Raw genomic sequence first — 22020 nt, forward strand, 5'->3', positions numbered from 1 at the left:
CCAGGCGTACGCTCCTGCCATGAGCGACAGAGCCGCCCTGCTCAAGGGCATTCGCGTCTGGCTGGTCTCCTTCGTCGTGTGCCTGGTGCTCAGCGGGGCCACCGCCTTCCCGCTCGTGCACGAGCTGCGCTGGACCGAGGACGTGCTGAGGTCCCTGTCCGTGCCGGAGCACCTGCCGGGGCTGATGCACTGGATCTCGCGGGCGCGGCAGGGGCTGGACACCGTCGATGCCAAGTACCCCTTCGTGCTGTACGGCACGGACTGGCTGGCGTTCGCCCACCTCGTCATCGCGGTCGGCTTCTACGGGCCCTACCGCGACCCCGTCCGCAACATCTGGGTCGTCGAGTTCGGGATGATCGCCTGTGCCGGCATCATCCCGCTCGCGCTGATCTGCGGACCGGTGCGCGGGATCCCCTTCTGGTGGAGCCTGATCGACATGTCGTTCGGCGTGTTCGGGATCATCCCGCTGTACGTCGTACGGCAGAAGATCAAGCGGCTGGAGACCCTGACCCAGGCGTACGTCAGCGCTTGAACGCGGGGTACGCGAAACGCTCGGCTATGGCCTGGCCGTCGCCCTTGGCGTCGGTCGCGTCGACCGAGTAGACCAGGGTGCGGGAGAGGTCGGGGGTGGCGGCCATCACCGTGGCGTAGCCGGGCCGTGAGCCGGTCTTGCCCCAGATCACCTTGCCGTTCAGCTCGAACCGCTCCAGCGCCGCGCCGTAGCGCGCGCCGGGCACGTCGGGAAGCGTGAACATCTCCTTCAGCTGCGGCTCGGGCACCACCCGGCCGCGGAACAGCCCCACCAGCAGCTTCTCCAGGTCGGCGGTCGTGGAGATCAGGTCGCCGGCCGCCCACCGGTCGGACATGTTCCACTCGGTCACATCCACCAGCTTGCCGTCGATCCAGTCGTAGCCACGGTTGTGCGGTCCGTGGATACGCGGGTCGGCTCCGACGGGGAACGAGCTGTCCCGCATGCCGAGCGGCCGGAAGATCCGCACCGCGGCCTGGTGGGCGTACGAGTCGCCGGTCACCTTCTCTATGAGCATGCCGAGCACGGTGTAGTGAATGTTGTCGTACTCCTGGTGGGTGCCCGGCTCGTACGCCGGACCCTGGGCGACGGAGGACGCCACGACCTGCTGGGGCGTCAGCGTCTCGAAGCGGTGCGGGTACCCGTCCTCGACCGTGTCCCCGAGGGACGCACCCGGCCGCAGACCGCTGGTGTAGTTCAGCAACTGCCTCACGGTGATCGGGCGGAAGGCGTCGGTGAGCAGGCCCGGCAGATACCGCTGCACAGTGCCGTCGAGGTCGATGCGGCCCTCGGCGGCCAGCTGCAGCACGACCGCCGCGGTGACCACCTTCGTCACCGAACCGGCCCGGAAGCGTCCGTTCTCCAGCACCGGCGCCCCGGACCGGACGTCCCGCACTCCGGCCGTCCCACGCCACGTCCCCTTGCCGCCGACGCGGAGGGCCGCGGCGGTGGCGTCGTGGTCGGGCAGCCCGGCGATCGCCGCGGCCAGGGCTTTGGCGTCCGGACCGGTCGTCGTGCCGGTCGCCGTGCCGCTCGTCGTGCCGGTCGCCGTCCGGTCGGGCGCGGCGAAGGCGGGGGCCACCAGCGGGCCGGCCGCCAGGGCCAGCGCGAGGGCGGCGGCGAGGACGGTGCCGCGGCTGCGTGGGCGCATGAGGATGCTCCTTGAGTTGTCGAGCCCTTGAGAGACCGGTCTGCGGTTCGTGATCATCTTCGGGCTCCGCGGGCTCCCGGCACATCGGGGCCGCCCCTGACCGGACCCCGGTCAACTGACGGAGATGTCAGGGAAATTGTCAGGGTCGACCCTCAGGGGGCGCGGCGCGCCCGTCCGCTCCCGCGTGCCCGAGACACGCAAAAAGTGTTATCCGCGGGACCCGCGGCCCGTCTCCGGCGTGTGACCCCCGACATGGCAGGCGGCCCGGTCCCGGCTGAGAGGGTGCGGGCATGAACGCGGGCACCGGAACGGACCTGGACGGACGGCGGTGGCGTGCCACCGTGGCGGCCGCGCAGGCCGGTGACCGGCAGGCGCTGGACGAACTGCTCCAGGGCTGGTTGCCGCTGGTCTACAACGTCGTCGGCCGCGCGCTGAACGGCCACGCCGACGTCGACGACGTCGTCCAGGAGACCATGCTCCGCGCCGTCGACCATCTCGGCACGCTCCGCGACCCGGACAGCTTCCGGTCCTGGCTGATGGCCATCGCCATGCGGCAGATCCGCGAGCGGGCGCGCAAGGGGAGGGCGCACCGGTCGGTCGAGGGCGCACCGGACGGCACCGGCGACTTCGCCGAGCTGGCCGTTCTGCGGCTCCAGCTGGAGGGCCAGCGGCGCGAGGTGGCGCAGGCCGTGCGCTGGCTGGACGCCGAGGACCGGCAGTTGCTGTCGCTGTGGTGGCTGGAGGTGGCCGGCGAGCTGACCCGGCGCGAGCTGGCGGCGGCCGTCGGTATCAGCAGGCAGCACGCCGCCGTCCGCGTCCAGCGGATGAAAGCGCGTCTGGAGACCTCCCGGGGCATCGTGCGGGCCCTGGCCGACGCCTGCCCCGAACTGCGCGAACTGACCGCCCGCTGGCCCGGTCGCCCCGACTCGGTGTGGCGCAAGCGGCTCGCCCGGCACATACGGGGCTGCGGCCACTGCGGCGACGTCCGCGAGCCCGTCGTACCCGCCGAGCGGCTCATCGCCGGGATCGCCCTCGTGCCCGTGCCCGCCGGCTTCACCCTGTCGCTGGCCCTCGGCGGCAAGACGGCGGCCCCGGCCACCACCGCCGGCTGGTCCGCCAAGGTGCTGGGCGCCCTGACCAAGCCCGCCGTGGCCGTGACGGCGAGCGCGACCCTCGTGGCGGGCGGCGCCTACGTCGTCGTACGCCCCCCTGGCACATCACCCGCACCAACGGCACCGACACCCACAGCGCCCCACACGACCGGCCGGCCCCCGGCCGCCTCGGCATCCCCGCCGCCCTCCCTCTCTCCCACCCCGTCGCCGGCCCGGCGGACGGACGCCTACGGCACGGTCGTCGACGCGGTCGACCGGGCGCCCGCGCCGGACACGCCTCCGGCGGCGCTGCCCCAACGGCCGGAGACCCGCGTGACCAGCACCGGTGGCGCGCACGCCGTCATGAACCACCGCGGGGACAGCGTGACGCTCAGCGGCGAGGGCTATGTGCTGGTCCGCTGGCAGATCTCGCCGCAGCACCGGGCCGGCAGCCTCGTCATGCCGAGCTGGACCGGACTCAAGGGCAGGCTCTTCCACGTGGCCTCGGGCGGCGGCCGCCGCATGGACGACCCCGTCAGCGCTTCCGACCGGACCGCCACCGGCATGGGCGACTCGGCCGTCGGCTACGCCGTCCCGCCGGCCGGCACCCAGCAGATGTGGCAGAACGAGTACTTCTACCTCGACGGCAGTGTCACCCTCACCTCGAACGAGCGCGGTGCCGACTACGGCCTGAGCGTCTTCCCGACCACCTGGGACGCCGTGGAGAAGGACATCACGACCGGCCCCGCCCAGGGCGCGAAGCGCTACGGCCTGGTCCGCGACACCGGCGAGGACTCCGCCCCCGTCCCGCAGTACCTCACCCGCACCACCCCCGCCGACCCGGCGACCGTGCCTCAGCACTCACGCGTGTAGCGCTCCTCGGGAGTTCGCCGGCCGGCCGCCGTTGCGCAGGGCGTGCAGTGTGTCGATGCGGTTCGTGGTGATCGAGTCGACGCCCAGGTCCAGGAGGCGGCGCATGGTGCGGCGGGTGTCCGGGGTCCAGACCGACAGGAGGCAGCCGTCGTGGTGGACGCGGGCCGCCAGGTCCCGGTCGACCAGGGAGAAGCGGTAGTTGAGCCAGCGGGGACGCACCGCCGCCAGCAGCGCGGGGCGGGGCGGAGCCAGGGTCGTCCAGGTCAGGGCGATCTCGGCGGACGGATCCTCGGCGCGGACGGCGAGCATGGCCTCGGCGTGCGCGCAGTAGTAGACGCGGTCCTGGGCTCCGGACTGTCGTACGACGTCCATGATCTGCCGCACGGTCCGGCGGTCGACCCGGCCGCACAGGTCCACCATCACCCGGCTGTCGCCGGTCGCGGTCAGGGCCTCGTCCAGGGTGGGCACTCCGCCCGCCGTGAGCCCGCGCACCTCGTCGGCCGAGAGCGAGCGCAGGGGACGGTCGTGTTCCCACAGCCGCTTCAGCGTCTCGTCGTGCAGCAGCACGGGGACGCCGTCGCGGGTGAGCCGTACGTCGATCTCCACCGCGTCCGCGCCCTGGTCGAGCGCGGAACGCAGTGAGGCGACGGTGTTCTCGCGGAAGCGGTAGGGGTCGCCGCGGTGGGCCACGGCGGTCACGGTCTGCATGCCCCCCATTGTGGCCATGCGGACCGTGGTCATGGCGCAGGGATCAGGGAGCGAGCCAGTTCGTGGTGTACGTGTCGATCTCCTGGGCGATCCGGGCCTTGCCCGCCGCGTCCAGGAAGGACGCCTCGACGGCGTTCTTGGCGAGGCCGGCGAGGCCTCGCTCGTCCAGGTCGAGAAGGCGGGCGGCGACCGCGTACTCGGTGTTGAGGTCGGTGCCGAACATGGGCGGGTCGTCGGAGTTGATCGTGACCAGAACCCCGGCCGCGGTGAACTCCTTGACCGGGTGCTCGTCCAGGGTGCGGACCGCGCGGGTGGCGATGTTGGAGGTCGGGCAGACCTCCAGCGGGATGCGGTGCTCGGCGAGGTGGGCGAGCAGCCTGGGGTCCTGGGCGGAACTGGTGCCGTGCCCGATGCGCTCCGCGCCCAGCTCGGTCAGCGCGTCCCACACCGTCTCGGGTCCTGTCGTCTCCCCGGCGTGCGGGACGGAGTGCAGACCTGCGGCGATGGCCCGGTCGAAGTACGGCTTGAACTGCGGGCGGGGCACGCCGATCTCGGGCCCGCCGAGCCCGAAGGACACCAGGCCCTCCGGGCGGATCCGGTCGTCGGTGGCGAGCCGGGCGGTCTCCTCGGCGGACTCCAGACCGGCCTCGCCGGGGATGTCGAAGCACCAGCGCAGCACGGTCCCGAACTCCGCCTCGGCCGCCTTGCGGGCGTCCTCGATCGCGGCCATGAAGCCCAGCTCGTCGATGCCGCGACGGGTCGAGGAGAACGGGGTGATGGTCAGCTCGGCGTACCGCACCTGCTGCCGGGCCAGGTCACGGGCCACCTCGTAGGTCAGCAGCCGCACGTCCTCCGGGGTGCGGATCAGGTCCACGACGGACAGGTACACGTCGATGAAGTGCGCGAAGTCCGTGAACGTGAAGTAGTCGACCAGCGCCTCGGGGTCGGAGGGGACCTTGGAGTCGGGGTGGCGGGCGGCCAGCTCCGAGACGATGCGCGGGGAGGCGGAGCCCACGTGGTGGACGTGCAGCTCGGCCTTGGGCAGTCCGGCGATGAAGCTCTGCAGATCGCGGTCGGTCAAGGGTTCCTCCCCGGGAACGGCGCCCGCGGAGCGAGGTCCGTGGTGCGGGCGCGGGTGATCGGCTGATCGATGACTCGGGATCATCCTAGGCCGGGCCCGGCCCGGCACCCGTGGTGCCCGGGCCTCTCCGACGGGCCCTGCGGGCATCACCGGGGACTCGGGTCGCGGAGCGGCTGAGGCGAGGCCTTAGCATGACCTGACGATCGACCGAGGGGGGGATGCCGACATGACGGACCGGACGCAGCCGGGCGCGGGTGAGGGAGCGGGCTTCGACCCGTGGGCGCCGCCCGACAGCAAGCCGTCGCTGGACAAGGGCGCGCAGCAGCCGGCGCCCGGGCAGCAGCCTCCTGTCCAGGACCAGCAGCCCCCGGTGCGGCCGCCGTCCGTGCACGACCAGGCCACCATGACGTCCCTGCCCAGCAGCGGCTTCGGCGCGCCCGGCTTCGGGGCGCCCGGCTTCGGCGCACCCGGCGCGGCCCCGGGGCAGGGCTGGAGCGAATCCGCCGTGCCGCCCCCGCCGGTCGCACCCACCGTCCCCGGCCCGGCGGCGCCGGGCGGGTACGGCTACCCTGCCTTCCCGCAGGGACAGGGGTACGGCTGGGGCGGCGGTATGCCGATGGCCCCGCAGAACGGGATGGGCACCGCGGCATTGGTGCTCGGCATCCTGTCCTGCTGTCTGTTCTGCGTCTACGGTGTGCCCTCCCTCGTGCTCGGCGTCATAGCCGTGGTCCTCGGCGTCAAGGGGAAGAGGCGGGCCGAGCGTGGTGAGGCCACCAACCACGGTCAGGCCCAGGCGGGCTTCGTCACCGGCATCATCGGGATCATCCTCAGCCTGGTGGTCATCGCGTTCTTCGTCGTCGCCATCGTCTTCGCCATCAAGGACTCGAAGGACCACGGCACGGACACCGAGCCGTCCTACAACTCCGCCCCCCGGATCTCCGCACCCGTGCTGACACGGGGCTGACCCCGGCCCACGCGGCCCACCCGCTCGCCTCCCCCCCCGCGGTGCGAGCGGGCGGGCCGCTGTCATACGCGCCGCAGCCGCTCCCGCGCCTCCATCAGTGCGAAGCCCAGCAGGTTCGGCCCGCGCCAGCGCTCGGGGTCCGCGGACGCCTCGTCGTCCGCGGCGAGGCCGATGCCCCACACCCGGTCCAGAGGGCTCGCCTCGACCAGGACCCGGTCACCGGTGTCCAGCAGGAACCCCCGCAGGCCGTCGTCCGACGCGAACTTGTGGACGCTGCCCTCGACGACGATTCCGAAGCGCTCCCGCTCCCATATCTCCTCGTCGAAGTCACGGACCAGCCGCCCCGCCTTCTTCGCCGCGGCCGGATGCTCCGCCGCCAGCACCCGGCGCTCGGCCTCGGCGTCCCCGAACAGCCGTGCCTTGCCGGCCATCATCCAGTGCTCGGCCGTCGCATACCGCACACCGTCCACCACGAACGGTGACGGCCACCACTGACTCAGACAGCTCGCGCCGATCCGGCCGTCCGGCCGCGGCCGGTGCCCCCAGAAGTGCAGATACCTGATCCGGGCACCCGCCCGGACCTCCCTGATCAGGGCTTCCGCCCCGTCGATCTTCCCCATGCACGCGAGTCTGGCACGCACCACTGACACTCCGTCCGTCCTTTTCCTCGCCGACTCGACATCTGGTCGACAGATTTCGTCGCGTAACCAAAAGGCAACAACGGAATCACTTGTTGGAGGCTTGTTGCTCTGTCAGGATCGGCACTCAAATCGAGCTGGAGCTACGCCACCCACCCCCCGGGACGGGGCGAACGGCGGAGGAGAGCGACATGCACAACCCGGGCACCGCCACCCCGGAACGATTTCCCGCGCAGGAGCGCTTCGCGGACGGCGCGCAGTTCATCGCGGGCCGGCTGACGAAGGGCACCTCGGGCCGTACCCACGCCGTGGTCGACCCGGCCACCGGCGAGGAGGTGTACACCTACGAGCTGGCCGGCCCCGACGACGTCGACGCGGCCGTGGCCGCCGCGCGCGATGCCTTCCCGGGCTGGGCCTCGGCCACCCCCGGCGAGCGCTCCGAGGCCCTGCACCGGTTCGCCGCGGTCCTCGCCGAGCGTGCGGAGGACTTCGCCCGCGCGGAATCCCTGCAGTGCGGCAAGCCGCTGAAGCTGACCCGCGAGTTCGACGTGCCGGGCACCATCGACAACACCGCCTTCTTCGCGGGCGCGGCCCGGCATCTGCAGGGGCAGTCCGCCGGTGAGTACTCGGGCGACCACACGTCGTACGTCCGGCGCGAGCCCATCGGGGTCGTCGGGTCGATCGCGCCCTGGAACTACCCCCTGCAGATGGCCGCCTGGAAGATCCTCCCGGCGATCGCCGCGGGCAACACCATCGTGCTCAAGCCCGCCGAGCTGACCCCGCTGACCTCGCTGCTGTTCGCGCAGGCCGCCACGGATGCCGGCATCCCGGACGGCGTGATCAACATCGTCACCGGGACCGGCAAGGAGGCCGGCGAGCGCCTCGTCGGGCATCCCGACGTGGCCATGACCTCCTTCACCGGGTCCACCGCGGTCGGCAAGCGGGTCGCCGAGGTCGCCACCGCCACCGTCAAGCGGCTCCACCTGGAACTGGGCGGCAAGGCTCCCTTCGTCGTCTTCGACGACGCCGACCTGGAGGCCGCCGTCAACGGCGCGGTCGCGGGCTCCCTCATCAACACCGGGCAGGACTGCACGGCCGCCACGCGCGCGTATGTGCAGCGGCCGCTGTACGAGGCGTTCGTGGAGCGCACGGCCGCCCTGATGGAGACCGTGCGGATCGGCGACCCGTTCGCCGCGGGCACCGACCTCGGCCCGCTGATCTCGCACGTCCAACGCGACCGCGTGGCCGGTTTCGTGGACCGTGCGCGCGCCTACGCGCGCGTGGTGACCGGCGGCGAGGCCCCGCAGGGGGATCTCAGGGACGGCGCCTACTACCGGCCCACCCTCGTCGCCGACGCCGCCCAGGACAGCGAGATCGTCCAGTCCGAGATCTTCGGCCCGGTATTGGTCGTACTGCCGTTCGATGCGGATGAGGAAGGCATTCGGCTGGCCAACGACACCCCGTACGGCCTCGCGGCCTCCGCGTGGAGCAGCAACGTCTACCGGGCGAACCGCGCCACCCGCGAGATCAAGGCGGGCTGCGTGTGGATCAACGACCACATCCCGATCATCAGTGAGATGCCGCACGGCGGCTACAAGGCCTCCGGCTTCGGCAAGGACATGTCGGCGTACTCATTCGAGGAGTACACGCAGGTCAAACACGTAATGTTCGACAACACCGCGGTGGCCGCGAAGGACTGGCACCGCACCGTCTTCGGGGACCGCTAGAAACAACGATCCGGCCGCCGACCAGGCCGAACCTCCCGAAAGGGCACCACGCGCATGGAGCAGTACGAGCCCGACCGCCTGACCCCGGCCGAAGCGGCCGCCATGCGGCGCAGCCTGCGCAGCGGCCGGGCCGCCATGACCCGGCGGTCGCTGCTGCGCGCCTCCGCCGGCGGCGCGCTCACGGTCGGCGGCCTCGGGGCGCTGAGCGCCTGCGGCATCCCCGCGGCGACCAAGACGCAGGGCGGCGTGTCCGCCGACGACCACTCGGCCAAGGAGAAGACCGTCAACTTCTCCAACTGGCCCGAGTACATCGACGTGGACGACAAGGGCAAGCACCATCCCACGCTCGACGCGTTCGCCCGGCGGACCGGCATCCAGGTCAAGTACACCGAGGACATCAACGACAACGACGAATTCTTCGGCAAGATCCAGCCGCAGCTCGCCGCCGGCCAGGACACCGGCCGCGACCTCATCGTGCTCACCGACTGGCTGGCCGCCCGCATGATCCGGCTGGGGTACGTCCAGAAACTGGACGCGTCCAACCTGCCGAATGCCTTCGCCAACCTGTCGGACCAGTTCCGCGACCCCGACTGGGACCCGGGCCGTGCCTACTCCTACCCCTGGCAGGGCATCTCGACGGTCATCGCGTACAACAAGAAGGCGCTCGACGGCATCGAGGTGAAGTCGGTCTCCGACCTGCTGGACAACCCCAAGCTCAAGGGCCGCGTCGGTTTCCTCACCGAGATGCGCGACAGCATCGGCATGACCATGCTCGACATGGGCAAGGACCCGGCGAAGTTCAGCGACGACGACTTCGACGCGGTGATCGCCCGCCTCCAGAAGGCGGTCGACCGCGGCCAGATCCGCCGCTTCACCGGCAACGACTACACGTCCGACCTCGCCAAGGGCGACTTCGCCGCGTGCATCGCCTGGGGCGGCGACGTCGTCCAGCTCCAGGCGGACAGCCCGGACGTCGGCTACGTGATCCCGGGCAGCGGCTACATGACCTCGACCGACAACATGCTGATCCCCAACAAGGCGCGTCACAAGACGAACGCCGAGCGGCTCATCGACTACTTCTACGAGCTTCAGCCCGCGGCCGAGCTCGCCGCCTACATCAACTACGTGAGCCCGGTCGCCGGGGTGGCGCCCCATCTCGCGAAGATAGACAAGTCGGCGGCGAGCAATCCGCTGATCATTCCCGACAAGGCCATGCAGGCCAGGTCCCATGCCTTCCGCGCCCTGACGCAGAAGGAAGAGACGGCCTACCAGCAGAAGTTCTCGAAGCTCACAGGGGCGTGACGACGATGACGACGAAAGACACCAGCGGCGACGTCCGCCTCTCCGGTATCGGCAAGACCTACGACAACGGCTTCACCGCCGTACACCCGCTGGACCTGACCGTGCCGCAGGGCTCCTTCTTCGCCCTGCTCGGCGCCTCCGGCTGCGGCAAGACGACCACCCTGCGCATGATCGCGGGTCTGGAGGAGCCGACGAGCGGCACCGTGTACCTCGGCGACCAGGAGGTCACCCACCTGCCGCCGTACAAGCGGCCGGTCAACACGGTCTTCCAGTCCTACGCCCTCTTCCCGCACCTCGACATCTTCGAGAACGTCGCCTTCGGGCTGCGCCGGCGCGGCATCAAGAGCGTGAAGAAGCAGGTGGAGGAGATGCTGGAGCTTGTCCAGCTCGGCGAGCAGGCGCGCAAGAAGCCGCACCAGCTCTCCGGCGGCCAGCAGCAGCGTGTCGCCGTCGCTCGCGCGCTGATCAACCACCCGAAGGTGCTCCTGCTCGACGAGCCGCTCGGCGCCCTCGACCTCAAGCTGCGCCGCCAGATGCAGCTGGAGCTCAAGCGCATCCAGACCGAGGTCGGCATCACCTTCGTCCATGTCACGCACGACCAGGAGGAGGCCATGACGATGGCCGACACGGTCGCCGTGATGAACGCGGGCCGCGTCGAGCAGCTCGGCTCGCCCACCGACCTCTACGAGAACCCGCAGACCACCTTCGTCGCGAACTTCCTCGGCACCTCCAACCTCATCGAGGCCGAGGTCGACTCCAAGAGCGGCGACGACATCGTCCTGAAGGCGGGCGGCGGCAAGCTGGTGCTGGCGCAGGCGCGATGTTCCGCCCCGGCGAAGACCGGCGGCAAGGTGCTGGTCGGCATCCGTCCCGAGAAGATCTCCCTCACCCACGCCGACGACGCCGACTCCATCCCCGAGGGCCGCAACCGCCTCACCGGCAAGATCGCCGACGCCAGCTTCATCGGTGTCTCCACGCAGTACGTGATCGACACCCCGGTCTGCGACGAGTTCGCGGTCTACGTCCAGAACGTCGAGCGCGACGGCCGGCTCGTCCCCGGGGCCGAGGTCGTCCTGCACTGGAGCCCGGCCCACACCTTCGGCCTGGACGCGGCCCAGTCCCTGCTTGCTGGGACAGTGGGCTCCGCCGGCGTGGAGACCGTCGAGGAAGAGGCCGCGTAGACATGTCGACACTCACCGAGGCGCCACCGCCTCTCGCACCCGCGGAATCCGCGAAGAAGCCCCCGCGCAAGCGCGGCCGGTTCACGCCGTACTGGCTGCTGCTGCCCGGCATCCTGTGGCTGGTCGTCTTCTTCGCGCTGCCGATGATCTACCAGGCCTCCACGTCCGTGCAGACGGGCTCCCTGGAGCAGGGGTACAAGGTCACCTGGCACTTCGTGACGTACTGGAACGCGCTGTCCGAGTACTGGCCGCAGTTCCTGCGCTCCGTCTTCTACGCGGCCGCCGCGACCCTGCTGTGCCTGGCGCTCGGCTATCCGCTGGCCTATCTGATCGCGTTCCGGGCGGGCCGCTGGAAGAACCTGATCATGATCCTGGTGATCGCGCCGTTCTTCACGAGCTTCCTGATCCGCACCCTGGCCTGGAAGACGATCCTCGCCGACAACGGCCCGGTCGTGCACACCCTCAACTCGCTGCACATCCTGGACCTGACCAACTGGCTCGGCTGGACGGCCGGCGACCGCGTCCTCGCCACCCCGCTCGCGGTGGTGTGCGGACTGACGTACAACTTCCTGCCGTTCATGATCCTTCCGCTCTACACCTCGCTGGAGCGGATCGACGGACGGCTGCACGAAGCGGCCGGCGATCTGTACGCCAAGCCGTGGACCACCTTCCGCAAGGTCACCTTCCCGCTGTCGATGCCGGGCGTGATCTCCGGCACGCTGCTGACCTTCATCCCCGCGGCCGGTGACTACGTCAACGCCGAACTCCTCGGCTCGACCGACACCCGCATGATCGGCAACGTCATCCAGACGCAGTTCCTGCGCATTCTGGACTACCCGACGGCCGCCGCCCTCTCCTTCATCCTCATGGCCGCGATCCTGGCCATGGTCACGATCTACATCCGCCGGGCCGGGACGGAGGATCTGGTCTGATGCCCCTCGTCACCTGGTTCAAGCGCCATCTCGTCGTCATCGCGGGCCTTCTGACGCTCGCCTACCTGCTGCTGCCCAACGTCATCGTGACGGTGTTCTCCTTCAACAAGCCGAAGGGGCGCTTCAACTACCAATGGCAGCAGTTCTCCACGGACGCCTGGAAGGATCCGTGCGGCGTCGCCGACATGTGCGGCTCGCTGTCCATCAGCCTCCAGATCGCCGTCTGGGCGACCGTCGGGGCCACCGTCCTCGGCACGATGATCGCCTTCGCGCTGGTCCGTTACCGCTTCCGCGCCCGCGGCGCCATCAACTCGCTGATCTTCCTGCCGATGGCGATGCCCGAGGTCGTCATGGCCGCCTCGCTGCTCACCCTGTTCCTCAACATGGGCGCCCAGCTCGGCTTCATGACGATCCTGATCGCGCACATCATGTTCTGCCTCAGCTTCGTCGTCACCGCGGTCAAGGCACGCGTGATGTCGATGGACCCGCGCCTGGAGGAGGCCGCCCGGGACCTTTACGCCGGCCCCGTGCAGACCTTCCTGCGAGTCACCCTGCCGATCGCCGCACCCGGAATCGCGGCGGGCGCGCTGCTGTCGTTCGCGCTCTCCTTCGACGATTTCATCATCACCAATTTCAACGCGGGCTCGACCGTCACCTTCCCCATGTTCGTGTGGGGTTCGGCGCAGCGCGGAACGCCCGTTCAGATCAATGTGATCGGTACGGCCATGTTCCTGGTCGCCGTGCTGTTCGTCCTGGTCTCGATGTTCATCACCAACCGCCGTAACAGTCAAAAGGCATAGAACCCTCTGTAGGGAGTTGAAATCATGGCCCCAAGCGCCATGAGTCGTGGCAAAGACAACTGGATCGCCTCTCTTTCCGAAGCCCAGCCGGTCCCGTACTGGCTGGAAGACCCCGGCAAGCCCCACGCCGAGCCCGCCCTCACCGGCTCCGAGACCTGCGACCTGCTGGTCGTCGGCGGCGGCTACAGCGGACTGTGGACCGCGCTCAACGCCAAGGAGCGCGACCCACGGCGAGATGTGGTGCTGCTGGAAGGCCGCGAGGTGGGCTGGGCCGCCTCGGGCCGCAACGGCGGCTTCTGCGCCGCCTCTCTCACCCACGGCCTGCCCAACGGCCTCACCCGCTGGCCGGACGAGATCCACCAGCTCCAGAAGCTGGGCGAGCGCAACCTCGACGAGATCGAGGCGGCGGTCGCCCGGCACGGCATCGACTGCGAGTTCGAACGCACCGGCGAGATCGACGTCGCCACCGAGACCTACCAGGCCTGGGAGCTGCGCGACTGGCACCGGGAGCTGCAGGAGCAGGGCCTCGCGGACGGCATCGAGTTCCTCGACGCCGACGCCGTGCGCGAACAGGTCGCCTCGCCCACCTTCGAGGCGGGCCTGTGGGACCGCCGGGGCGTGGCCATGCTGCACCCGGCCAAGCTGGCCTGGGGCCTGAAGCAGGCCTGCGTCGCCCTCGGCGTACGGGTCTACGAGCACACGCCCGCCCTGAGCCTGAAGCAGTACGGCGCCGGCATGGCCGTACGCACCCCGTACGGCTCGATCCGCGCCCGCAAGGTCGCGCTCGCCACGAACATCTTCCCGAGCCTGCTGCGGCGCGTGCGCTCGTACACCGTTCCGGTCTACGACTACGCGCTGATGACGGAGCCGCTCTCCGCCGGCCAGCTGGAGTCCATCGGCTGGAAGAACCGCCAGGGCCTCGGCGACTCGGCGAACCAGTTCCACTACTTCCGGCTGTCCGCCGACAACCGGATCCTGTGGGGCGGTTACGACGCGATCCACCACTACGGCGGCCGGGTGCGCGCCGAGTACGACGACCGCCCGGAGACCTACGCCAAGCTCGCCGGCCACTTCTTCACCTGCTTCCCGCAGCTGGAGGGCGTCCGCTTCACCCACGCCTGGGGCGGCGCGATCGACACCTGCTCGCGCTTCTCGGCGTTCTTCGGCGCGGCCCACCGCGGGAACGTGGCGTACGCGGCGGGCTACACCGGCCTCGGCGTCGGCGCCACGCGCTTCGGCGCCGATGTGATGCTGGATCTGCTGGACGGCGAGGACACCGAGCGCACCCGACTGGAGATGGTCCGCAAGAAACCGCTGCCGTTCCCGCCGGAGCCGTTCGCCTGGACCGGTATCGCGCTCACCAAGTGGTCGCTGGCGCGTGCCGACGCGCACGGCGGCCGCCGCAATCTGTGGCTGCGGGCGATGGACCGGCTGGGTCTCGGCTTCGACAGCTGAGCCCGATCCCGGCGGGGTGTGACCCGGCTCACTCGAAAGAGGAGTGGCAACCCGCGTAATGCCCGCCGAGGGGCCTCCCTCTCCCTCGTGGACGCGACCGCGTCCACGAGAGAAAGGGAGGCCTTCTCATGACCGGGACGAAGACGGCGGTCGAATGGCTGGCATCCGTCGCGCCTGATCCCGAGGCCTGCCGCTGGGAGTGGGAGCGCAACCCCTCGGGGATCGCGCTGCTGCCCGCCGGCAAGGCCTGGGACGTGCTGATCCTGCCGGGCGACCTCGGCTGTCCCACGCTCGACGTGCTCACCCGCGTCCTCGACCGGCCCGGCCCGGTGCTGGCCGACTTCGGGGACGACCGGGTGGGCTTCTTCGTGCCGCCGGGCACCGCGGCCCGCTGGCTCGGCACCGGGATCCGCACCGCCGGACCCGGCACCTGGATCGTCGTACCGCACCCGGGCCGGGCGACACGGGGGGTGCGCTGGCTGGTGCCGCCGGACGGCTCCGGAACGCTCACCGACCCGGCCCTGCTGGAACTGGCGATGCACGAGGCGGTGGCGGGGCCGGCGAGGGGCGGGGGTGAGGACGGGTAACGTCCGGACACCTTGACAAGGCAATTGGTCTGGACCAAGTTGAGTGCGCTCCACCCCTCCAACTCCCCCCTCACCGGAGGTCCTTGTGGAACGCGCCCCACGCGCACACGGCGCCGGACGTCCCGGATCCGTCCTCGCCCTGCTCACGGCCGTGCTGCTGGCCGTGTCCGGCATCACCGCGCTCTCGTCGGCCGCCCGTGCGGCCGACGCGGACCTCGCGCGGAACGGCGGCTTCGAGTCCGGCCTCGACGGCTGGACCTGCACGGCCGGTACGACGGTCGACTCACCCGTGCACAGCGGGAGTTCCGCGTTGCGGGCCACCCCGGCCGGCGGTGACGACGCCCAGTGCGCGCAGACGGTCACCGTCCAGCCCGGCGCGCGGTACACACTCTCCGGCTACGTCCGCGGCTCCTACGTCTACCTCGGCGCGAACGGCACCGGCACCACCGACGTCTCCACCTGGACCCGGTCCGCCCCCGACTGGCAGAAGCTGACCACCACCTTCACCACCGGCGCCGCCACGACCCGGGTGACCATCTACACGCACGGCTGGTACGGCACCGGCGCCTATGACGCCGACGACATCTCCCTCCTCGGCCCGGGCGCGTCCGCCGGACAGCCGCCCGCCGTGCCCACCGGCCTTACGGCGGGCACGATCACCTCCTCCTCCGTCGCCCTCACCTGGTCGGCGGTGACCGGCGCCACCGGCTACACCGTCTACCGTGACGGCGTCAGGGTCCGGACGGCGAGCGGCACTTCGGCCACCCTCACGGGTCTCACGCCGTCGACGGCGTACAGCTTCCAGGTCACCGCGAGCAACGACGCCGGAGAGTCCGCCAAGTCGGCCGCGGTGACCGCGACGACCACGGCGGGCAGCGGCGGCGGCTCGCCCGGCCTGCCCGCCCACGCCCTGGTCGGCTACCTCCACACCACCTTCGCCAACGGCTCCGGATACACCCGCCTGGCCGACGTACCCGACAGCTGGGACGTCATCGACCTCGCCTTCGGCGAGCCCACCTCGGTCACCTCCGGCGACATCCGCTTCAACCGCTGCCCGGTCACCCAGTGCCCGAACGTCGAGAGCGACGCCGACTTCAAGGCGGCGATCAAGGCCAAGCAGGCCGCGGGCAAGAAGGTCCTGATCTCGATCGGCGGCCAGAACGGCCAGGTCCAGCTGACCACGACCGCCGCCCGCGACACGTTCGTCGCCTCCGTCTCGAAGATCATCGACGACTACGGCCTCGACGGCCTCGACATCGACTTCGAGGGCCACTCGCTGTCCCTGAACGCGGACGACACGGACTTCGAGAACCCCACCACCCCCGTGATCGTCAACCTCATCTCGGCGCTGAAGACCCTGAAGGCCGCATACGGCTCGAAGTTCGTGTTGACCATGGCCCCGGAGACGTTCTTCGTCCAGATGGGCCACCAGTACTACGGCACCGGCAAGTGGGGCGGCCAGGACCCGCGCTGCGGCGCCTACCTGCCGGTCATCCACGCCCTGCGCGACGACCTGACGCTCCTGCACGTCCAGGACTACAACTCGGGCCCGATCATGGGCCTGGACGGCCAGTACCACTCCATGGGCGGCGCCGACTTCCACATCGCCATGACCGACATGCTGCTCACCGGCTTCCCGGTCGCGGGCGACGCGAACAACGTCTTCCCGCCGCTGCGCCCCGACCAGATCGCCATCGGCATGCCGGCGTCGACGAACGCGGGCAACGGCTACGTCGCACCGTCCGAGGTCACCAAGACCCTGGACTGCCTGACGAAGAAGGTGAACTGCGGCTCGTATCCGACCCATGGGGCCTGGCCGGCTCTGCGCGGTCTGATGACGTGGTCGGTGAACTGGGACCGGTACGCGAACTGGGAGTTCCAGAAGAACTTCGACGCGTACTTCGGCTGAGCACGAGGGACAGGGCGGTCAGCAGCACCGTGCACAGGCACCAGCTGGCCACCACGTCCAGCGGCCAGTGGAAGCCCCGGCGCACCAGACCGTAGGAGACCCCGAGCACGAGGGCCGCGCAGACGCCGGCAACGGCTCGGCGGGCGGCGGGGGAGCGGAGCCAGGGGAGGAGGAGCAGGGTCGCGGAGCCGTACGCGATCGACGCGGTCGCCGTATGACCGGAGGGGAAATAGCCGACGGCCGGGGGCACCACGGGGGTCCCCGGCCGGGCGGTCCAGTCCTTCAGCGGTACGACGATCGCCGGGACCAGCGCCATCAGGACGGCCGCCGCGACGGGAGGCAGCCACCACAGATGTCTGCGGGCGGCGCGGCCACGCCGGGCGGAGTGGGCCAGGGCGACGAGCAGCACCGGCACGGCGACCTGGACGTTGCCGAGATCGGAGAGCAGCTCGGAGAACCGGTCCGGGTGGACGAGGGCCCGGCTCAGCCGTGCGTCCAGGCCGAGGAGCGGGCCGTGGGCGACCACCTGCCAGGTGATCAGGGCGAGGAGCAGGGCAGGGGCGGCGAGGAGCAGGGCGCGGCGGACTGAGGTCGACACGGGCCACAGCTTCGCAGGTCCGGACCGGAGAGTGAGGAAGGAGGTCGGCCGCCCCGGAACAGGGGGGGGGTGGTTCCGAGGCGGCCGTCCGGATCGGGACGTCGCGCGCCCCGGGGGGTTTGGGGCGGCGACCGTCCGATCGGTGAGGAGATCCCGGAACCGTCAGGTCCCGGTTGTGTGCGCGAGGGCACGACCAGGTCGAAGCTGGGGAGGCCCCGGCCTGAAATCGTCCACAGTCCCCTGTGGACGGGGTGTATCTCTCATCTGGGTAGAACCTACGGCAGCCCGAGGCGCTTGGGCAGACGGAATCGCGTCCCGTCATCCACCCCGCACACCTTCTTCACACCGCCTGCCGCAGGTGCCCTTCAGAGGCGCGGACCGCTCGCTCAGATGCGCGAAAAGGCCTGCTCGATGATGTCGAGGCCCTCGTTCAGCAGGTCCTCGCCGATGACCAGCGGGGGCAGGAAGCGCAGCACGTTGCCGTAGGTGCCACAGGTCAGCACCAGCAGGCCCTCCTGGTGGCAGGCCTTGGCGAGCGCGGCGGTGGCCTCCGGGTTCGGCTCCTTGGTGGCGCGGTCCTTGACCAGCTCGATGGCGATCATGGCGCCGCGGCCGCGGATGTCACCGATGATGTCGAACTTCTCGGCCATGGCGCCGAGGCGCGCCTTCATGACCGCCTCGATGTTCTTCGCCTTGGCGTTGAGGTCCAGCTCCTTCATCGTCTCGATGGAGCCGAGCGCACCGGCGCAGGCGACCGGGTTGCCGCCGTAGGTGCCGCCCAGGCCGCCCGCGTGCGCGGCGTCCATGATCTCGGCGCGACCGGTCACGGCGGCCAGCGGCAGACCGCCGGCGATGCCCTTGGCGGTGGTGATCAGGTCCGGGACGATGCCCTCGTCCTCGCAGGCGAACCACTGGCCGGTGCGGCAGAAGCCGGACTGGATCTCGTCGGCGACGAAGACGATGCCGTTGTCCTTGGCGAACTGGCTGATCGCCGGCAGGAAGCCCTTGGCCGGCTCGATGAAGCCGCCCTCACCGAGCACCGGCTCGATGATGATCGCGGCCACGTTGTCCGGGCCGACCTGCTTGGTGATCTGGTCGATGGCCATCTTGGCGGCCTCGGGGCCCGCGTTCTCCGGGCCGGTCGGCCAGCGGTAGGCGTAGGCGACCGGGACGCGGTACACCTCGGGGGCGAAGGGACCGAAGCCGTGCTTGTACGGCATGTTCTTCGCGGTCAGCGCCATCGTCAGGTTGGTCCGGCCGTGGTAGCCGTGGTCGAACACGACGACCGCCTGGCGCTTGGTGTACGCGCGCGCGATCTTGACGGCGTTCTCGACGGCCTCGGCGCCGGAGTTGAACAGCGCGGACTTCTTGGCGTGGTCACCCGGGGTCAGCTCGGCGAGGGCCTCGGCGACCTCCACGTAGCCCTCGTACGGGGTGACCATGAAACAGGTGTGGGTGAAGTCGGCCAGCTGGGCGCTCGCGCGGCGTACGACGGCCTCGGCGGAGGCGCCGACGGAGGTCACGGCGATGCCGGAACCGAAGTCGATGAGGCGGTTGCCGTCGACGTCCTCGATGATGCCGCCGCCCGCGCGCGCGGTGAAGACGGGCAGCACCGAGCCCACGCCCTGCGCGACCGCGGCCAGGCGGCGGGACTGCAGCTCCTGCGACTTCGGGCCGGGGATGGCGGTGACGACGCGGCGCTCCTGCGGAAGTGCGGTCATGCGGGGCTCCTGGGGGTATTACGGACGCTTACCTTCTTTTGTCGCAGGCTAAGGCGGGGTGTGGGGGGTGGGCATGCTCCATGTGGGCGTTGTCGGGGAGGTCGGTTGTCCGTGGTGGACATAGCAGTACGGCGAAAGTGCGCCCGGTCGGACCCTTCTTGCGGCCGCGTAAGCGGTGAACTCCCCTTGCCGGGGCGTTAGATTGGCTCGCTGACGGTGGACGGAACGGCTGGTCAAGGGGCAGGCTCGATGGACTCGGACGGCACGCAGGACACACGCGGCACGCGGCGGCACGGCGTGCCGCGGCCCTCCGCGCCGCCGAGCGGTACGGGTCGTGAGGCCGCCCCCGCGCCGTCGGGACCCGCCGCGTATCCACCGGCCCCGGCTCTTCCGCCGCGCCCCGCCCACCAGCCCGGCAGCGGGCAGCCGGGCGCGCACACCGGCGGCCTGCTGGCCTGGCTGGTCACCCCGCGCGCCGACGCCGAGCCGGGGCTGTGGCGCTACGGACACCGTCCCCGTCCCCAGGACGCGCCCGACCGGGTGTCCGACCGGGCCTTGCTGGCCGGGGCGGTCGGCGCGCTGCTCGCCGCACTCCTCGTGTGGTCGCTGTGGGACAACAACCTGGTCCCCCACAAGAACATCCTGCTGGAACTGGTGACACCGTCCGACTGGTGGGGGCTGGAGCAGCCCCGCGCGGCGCTCACCGCACGGGCCGTCTACGACAGCCTCTTCGCCACCCTCGTCCTCTACTACTTCGGGCGCGTGGGCAACTGGAGGGAAGTGGCCCAGCGTTATGTGATCTCCCGTCCGCAGCCCTCCCGCGCGCTGCGCGCCGCCGTCCTCGGGGCACTGGTCGTCTGGCTGGTCGTCTGGCGCGAACTGCTGCCCTACGAGCGGCTCGCCGTCAGCCTGACCCCGTCCGACTGGCTCTTCGGGCCCACCGACGTGAGCACCGTGCACCGGCTGCGCGTGTTCAACACGCTGCTCACCCTGCTGGGCCTGTGGCCGTTCGCGGTCGCGGGCGGCTGGCGGGGGCTGCTGCGCGGAACGCGCCGCCCCGAACCGGGGGCCGAATCCTCCAAGGAAGCCGTCGCCGAGACCCCGGCCGACTGGCCCGAGCTGCGTGCCCTCGGGCAGGACGCGGCGGCCGAGCGGCTGGCCGAGGAGGTCCGCACCGGCCGGATGAACGACGTGGACTGCGCACGCATCCGCCGCGCCTGGACCTCCGTGGTGGCCAGCCCCTCACGCCTGGACGCGTTCACTGCGGCCGTGCTCCGGGAGGGCGCCCACGCCTGTGCGCACCCGTCGGGGGAGCGGGATCTGCCCGCCCGCACGGCGGTCCACGACCTGCTGACCTCCCAGGTGCGCCTCGGCCGGTACGCGGCCACCGAACGCACACCGCCGGCCCGCCGGGACGCGGGCGCCGCCGTCGACCCCGGAACGCTGGGCACCTCCCTGCTGGCCGTCGGCCCCTCCGGCTCGGGCAAGACCGAGCGCCTGGTGCGGCCCGTCGCCGAGTCCCTCGCGCTCCAGGCGCTGGCCGGGCAGGCGGCGCTCGTCGTGGTGGCCGCCGCCGGAACCCCGCTGGGGGCCGACCAGGGCTACGACATCGTGGTGCGGCCGGGAGACCAGTCGTCGGAGTACGACCTCGACCTGTACGGAGGAGCCGAGGACCCGGACGAGGCGGCCGCGCTGCTCGCGGACGCCCTGGTGGGAGACCTGGGCGAGGTCGATCTGCGCAGGGCGGGGACCGTACTGGCCCAGCTGCTGGGCCCCTTCAGGACCGCCCACGGCCGGTTCCCGTCCGTCAGCGAGCTGCGGGAGCTGCTGGACGGGGCGCCCACGGCGCTGGACGGGCTGAGGGCGATGCTCGACCCCGAGACGCACCCGGCCCTGCACCGGGAACTCGACGCACGCGCGCGGCAGGCGGGCCTGCCCGGGGATCCGGGGATCGTGCTCGCCGACCGGATCGCCTGCCTGGACCGCCCGGCCTTCGCGGGCTTCTTCGACACCTCCCCGGACGCCCGGCCCTTCACCCTGCGCTCCCTCGACCACCCGCTGCGGGTCAGGGTCGACCTGCCGGAGCGGGCCCACCCGGAGGCCGCCCAGCTCCTGACCCGGCTGCTGCTGGTCCAGTTCACGGCGGCGATGACCGCCCGCCAGGACCGTTCGCTGTTCGCCTGCCTCGTCGTGGACGACGCCACGCACGCGATCACCGCCGAGTCCGTACGCTCCCTGCGGCGGCTGCGGCAGAGCAACGCCGGCGTCGTGCTGAACCTGCGGGCCCTGGGCGACGTACCGGAGCAACTGCGTCAGCCGCTGCTCGCCGCGGTCGGCTGCCATGTCGCCTTCGCGGGCGTCACCACGTGGGAGGGCGCCCTGTTCGCCCAGGTGTGGGGCACCGAGTGGGTGGAGACCACCGAGGTCGCCAAGCACACGGTGTTCGCGGACCAGCCGCTGACCCGGATGATCCACGCCGTGCGGAAACTGGGCACGGGCAAGCCGGTCACCACGGACGCCGTGACGGTGCGCAAGGTCGAGCGCGAACGCTGGTCGGCATCCCAGCTGGCGCACGAGGTGCCGCCGGGACACGCGGTGCTGTCGCTGACGACCGTGCGCGGGGAGCACGCTCCGCCGCTGCTGGTGGATCTGCGGGGCTGAGGCCCTGGCCGCAGGGGCGTCCCGGGACCGTACGGTCAGGCGGAATCGACATAGGCTGTTCATACGTGGCGGCCAATTGATCGCAGTGATCACCGGATCTCCGCGACCCGCTG

General features: G+C 71.0%; 16 protein-coding genes and 2 pseudogenes. 12 read left to right on the top strand and 6 right to left on the bottom strand.

Translation table 11 applies throughout. The features are described 5' to 3' along the window. Positions 1 to 19 precede the first annotated feature (19 nt). Positions 20 to 532, top strand: coding sequence for a hypothetical protein (locus AVL59_RS09395; protein ID WP_067301460.1), 513 nt, complete (start codon positions 20 to 22; stop codon positions 530 to 532). Here AVL59_RS09395 and AVL59_RS09400 read toward each other — a convergent pair. Further along, positions 522 to 1679 (bottom strand): serine hydrolase domain-containing protein, encoded by a 1158-nt coding sequence (locus AVL59_RS09400; protein ID WP_067301463.1) that lies wholly within the window; start codon positions 1677 to 1679, stop codon positions 522 to 524. The genes AVL59_RS09395 and AVL59_RS09400 overlap by 11 nt on opposite strands. A gap of 290 nt (positions 1680 to 1969) precedes the next feature. Between AVL59_RS09400 and AVL59_RS09405 the strand changes: the two genes are divergently transcribed. Continuing rightward, complete coding sequence (locus tag AVL59_RS09405; RefSeq protein ID WP_067301466.1) at positions 1970 to 3643, top strand: RNA polymerase sigma factor; 1674 nt, start codon at positions 1970 to 1972, stop codon at positions 3641 to 3643. Here the strand turns inward: AVL59_RS09405 and AVL59_RS09410 are convergent. Further along, positions 3632 to 4351, bottom strand: coding sequence for a glycerophosphodiester phosphodiesterase (locus AVL59_RS09410; RefSeq protein WP_067317062.1), 720 nt, complete (start codon positions 4349 to 4351; stop codon positions 3632 to 3634). The genes AVL59_RS09405 and AVL59_RS09410 overlap by 12 nt on opposite strands. Before the next feature lie 43 nt (positions 4352 to 4394). Beyond that, positions 4395 to 5491: pseudogene (locus AVL59_RS09415) on the bottom strand (adenosine deaminase). A 167-nt stretch (positions 5492 to 5658) separates the two neighbouring features. Here AVL59_RS09415 and AVL59_RS09420 point away from each other — a divergent pair. Continuing rightward, positions 5659 to 6396 carry a DUF4190 domain-containing protein gene (locus AVL59_RS09420; protein WP_067301472.1) on the top strand — a complete coding sequence of 246 codons (738 nt, stop codon included), beginning with the start codon at positions 5659 to 5661 and terminating at the stop codon, positions 6394 to 6396. Between the two features lie 62 nt (positions 6397 to 6458). Here AVL59_RS09420 and AVL59_RS09425 read toward each other — a convergent pair whose 3' ends face one another. Beyond that, positions 6459 to 7016, bottom strand: a complete 558-nt coding sequence (locus tag AVL59_RS09425) for an NADAR family protein (RefSeq protein WP_067301475.1) — start codon at positions 7014 to 7016, stop codon at positions 6459 to 6461. Positions 7017 to 7225: 209 nt separating this feature from the next. On the opposite strand from AVL59_RS09425, the gene AVL59_RS09430 reads away from it, so the two are divergent. The 8 genes from AVL59_RS09430 to AVL59_RS09465 all read left to right on the top strand — a co-directional run bounded on the left by AVL59_RS09430 (position 7226) and on the right by AVL59_RS09465 (position 16927). Then, positions 7226 to 8761: a gamma-aminobutyraldehyde dehydrogenase gene (locus tag AVL59_RS09430; RefSeq protein ID WP_067301478.1), complete on the top strand. Its 1536-nt coding sequence runs from the start codon at positions 7226 to 7228 to the stop codon at positions 8759 to 8761. Positions 8762 to 8815: 54 nt separating this feature from the next. Further along, positions 8816 to 10063, top strand: a complete 1248-nt coding sequence (locus tag AVL59_RS09435) for an ABC transporter substrate-binding protein (RefSeq protein WP_067301481.1) — start codon at positions 8816 to 8818, stop codon at positions 10061 to 10063. Continuing rightward, entirely contained in the window at positions 10060 to 11244 is a 1185-nt protein-coding gene (locus AVL59_RS09440; RefSeq protein ID WP_067301484.1) for an ABC transporter ATP-binding protein, read from the top strand. The genes AVL59_RS09435 and AVL59_RS09440 overlap by 4 nt, the downstream gene beginning before the upstream one ends. 2 nt (positions 11245 to 11246) lie before the next feature. Then, positions 11247 to 12176: an ABC transporter permease gene (locus AVL59_RS09445; protein ID WP_067301487.1), complete on the top strand. Its 930-nt coding sequence runs from the start codon at positions 11247 to 11249 to the stop codon at positions 12174 to 12176. After that, complete coding sequence (locus AVL59_RS09450) at positions 12176 to 12976, top strand: ABC transporter permease (protein WP_067301490.1); 801 nt, start codon at positions 12176 to 12178, stop codon at positions 12974 to 12976. The genes AVL59_RS09445 and AVL59_RS09450 overlap by 1 nt, the downstream gene beginning before the upstream one ends. A 24-nt stretch (positions 12977 to 13000) precedes the next feature. Beyond that, the gene (locus AVL59_RS09455; protein ID WP_067301493.1) at positions 13001 to 14431 is read left to right on the top strand and encodes an NAD(P)/FAD-dependent oxidoreductase; all 1431 of its coding nucleotides are present in this window, start codon (positions 13001 to 13003) and stop codon (positions 14429 to 14431) included. Between the two features lie 128 nt (positions 14432 to 14559). After that, positions 14560 to 15018 (top strand): hypothetical protein, encoded by a 459-nt coding sequence (locus AVL59_RS09460; protein ID WP_067301496.1) that lies wholly within the window; start codon positions 14560 to 14562, stop codon positions 15016 to 15018. An 85-nt stretch (positions 15019 to 15103) separates the two neighbouring features. Next, entirely contained in the window at positions 15104 to 16927 is a 1824-nt protein-coding gene (locus AVL59_RS09465; protein ID WP_067301498.1) for a chitinase, read from the top strand. 52 nt (positions 16928 to 16979) lie between these two features. On the opposite strand, the pseudogene AVL59_RS53980 reads toward AVL59_RS09465, so the two are convergent. Together AVL59_RS53980 and gabT are read right to left on the bottom strand one after the other, a co-directional pair. After that, a pseudogene (locus AVL59_RS53980) lies at positions 16980 to 17243 on the bottom strand (phosphatase PAP2 family protein); the annotation flags it as partial. 668 nt (positions 17244 to 17911) lie between these two features. Beyond that, positions 17912 to 19246, bottom strand: coding sequence for a 4-aminobutyrate--2-oxoglutarate transaminase (gabT, locus tag AVL59_RS09475; RefSeq protein WP_067301503.1), 1335 nt, complete (start codon positions 19244 to 19246; stop codon positions 17912 to 17914). A 249-nt stretch (positions 19247 to 19495) separates the two neighbouring features. On the opposite strand from gabT, the gene AVL59_RS09480 reads away from it, so the two are divergent. After that, entirely contained in the window at positions 19496 to 21907 is a 2412-nt protein-coding gene (locus AVL59_RS09480; RefSeq protein WP_067301505.1) for an ATP/GTP-binding protein, read from the top strand. Positions 21908 to 22020: the final 113 nt, after the last annotated feature.

The organism is Streptomyces griseochromogenes, assembly GCF_001542625.1.
In the GTDB taxonomy this organism is placed as follows: Bacteria; Actinomycetota; Actinomycetes; order Streptomycetales; family Streptomycetaceae; genus Streptomyces; species Streptomyces griseochromogenes.

Excerpts from the sequence above, each read along its gene's own strand:
- AVL59_RS09395 (WP_067301460.1), top strand. The coding sequence starts at position 20 with ATGAGCGACAGAGCCGCCCTGCTCAAGGGCATTCGCGTCTGGCTGGTC.
- AVL59_RS09400 (WP_067301463.1), bottom strand. The coding sequence starts at position 1,679 with ATGCGCCCACGCAGCCGCGGCACCGTCCTCGCCGCCGCCCTCGCGCTG.
- AVL59_RS09405 (WP_067301466.1), top strand. The coding sequence starts at position 1,970 with ATGAACGCGGGCACCGGAACGGACCTGGACGGACGGCGGTGGCGTGCC.
- AVL59_RS09410 (WP_067317062.1), bottom strand. The coding sequence starts at position 4,351 with ATGCAGACCGTGACCGCCGTGGCCCACCGCGGCGACCCCTACCGCTTC.
- AVL59_RS09420 (WP_067301472.1), top strand. The coding sequence starts at position 5,659 with ATGACGGACCGGACGCAGCCGGGCGCGGGTGAGGGAGCGGGCTTCGAC.
- AVL59_RS09425 (WP_067301475.1), bottom strand. The coding sequence starts at position 7,016 with ATGGGGAAGATCGACGGGGCGGAAGCCCTGATCAGGGAGGTCCGGGCG.
- AVL59_RS09430 (WP_067301478.1), top strand. The coding sequence starts at position 7,226 with ATGCACAACCCGGGCACCGCCACCCCGGAACGATTTCCCGCGCAGGAG.
- AVL59_RS09435 (WP_067301481.1), top strand. The coding sequence starts at position 8,816 with ATGGAGCAGTACGAGCCCGACCGCCTGACCCCGGCCGAAGCGGCCGCC.
- AVL59_RS09445 (WP_067301487.1), top strand. The coding sequence starts at position 11,247 with ATGTCGACACTCACCGAGGCGCCACCGCCTCTCGCACCCGCGGAATCC.
- AVL59_RS09450 (WP_067301490.1), top strand. The coding sequence starts at position 12,176 with ATGCCCCTCGTCACCTGGTTCAAGCGCCATCTCGTCGTCATCGCGGGC.
- AVL59_RS09455 (WP_067301493.1), top strand. The coding sequence starts at position 13,001 with ATGGCCCCAAGCGCCATGAGTCGTGGCAAAGACAACTGGATCGCCTCT.
- AVL59_RS09460 (WP_067301496.1), top strand. The coding sequence starts at position 14,560 with ATGACCGGGACGAAGACGGCGGTCGAATGGCTGGCATCCGTCGCGCCT.
- gabT (WP_067301503.1), bottom strand. The coding sequence starts at position 19,246 with ATGACCGCACTTCCGCAGGAGCGCCGCGTCGTCACCGCCATCCCCGGC.
- AVL59_RS09480 (WP_067301505.1), top strand. The coding sequence starts at position 19,496 with ATGGACTCGGACGGCACGCAGGACACACGCGGCACGCGGCGGCACGGC.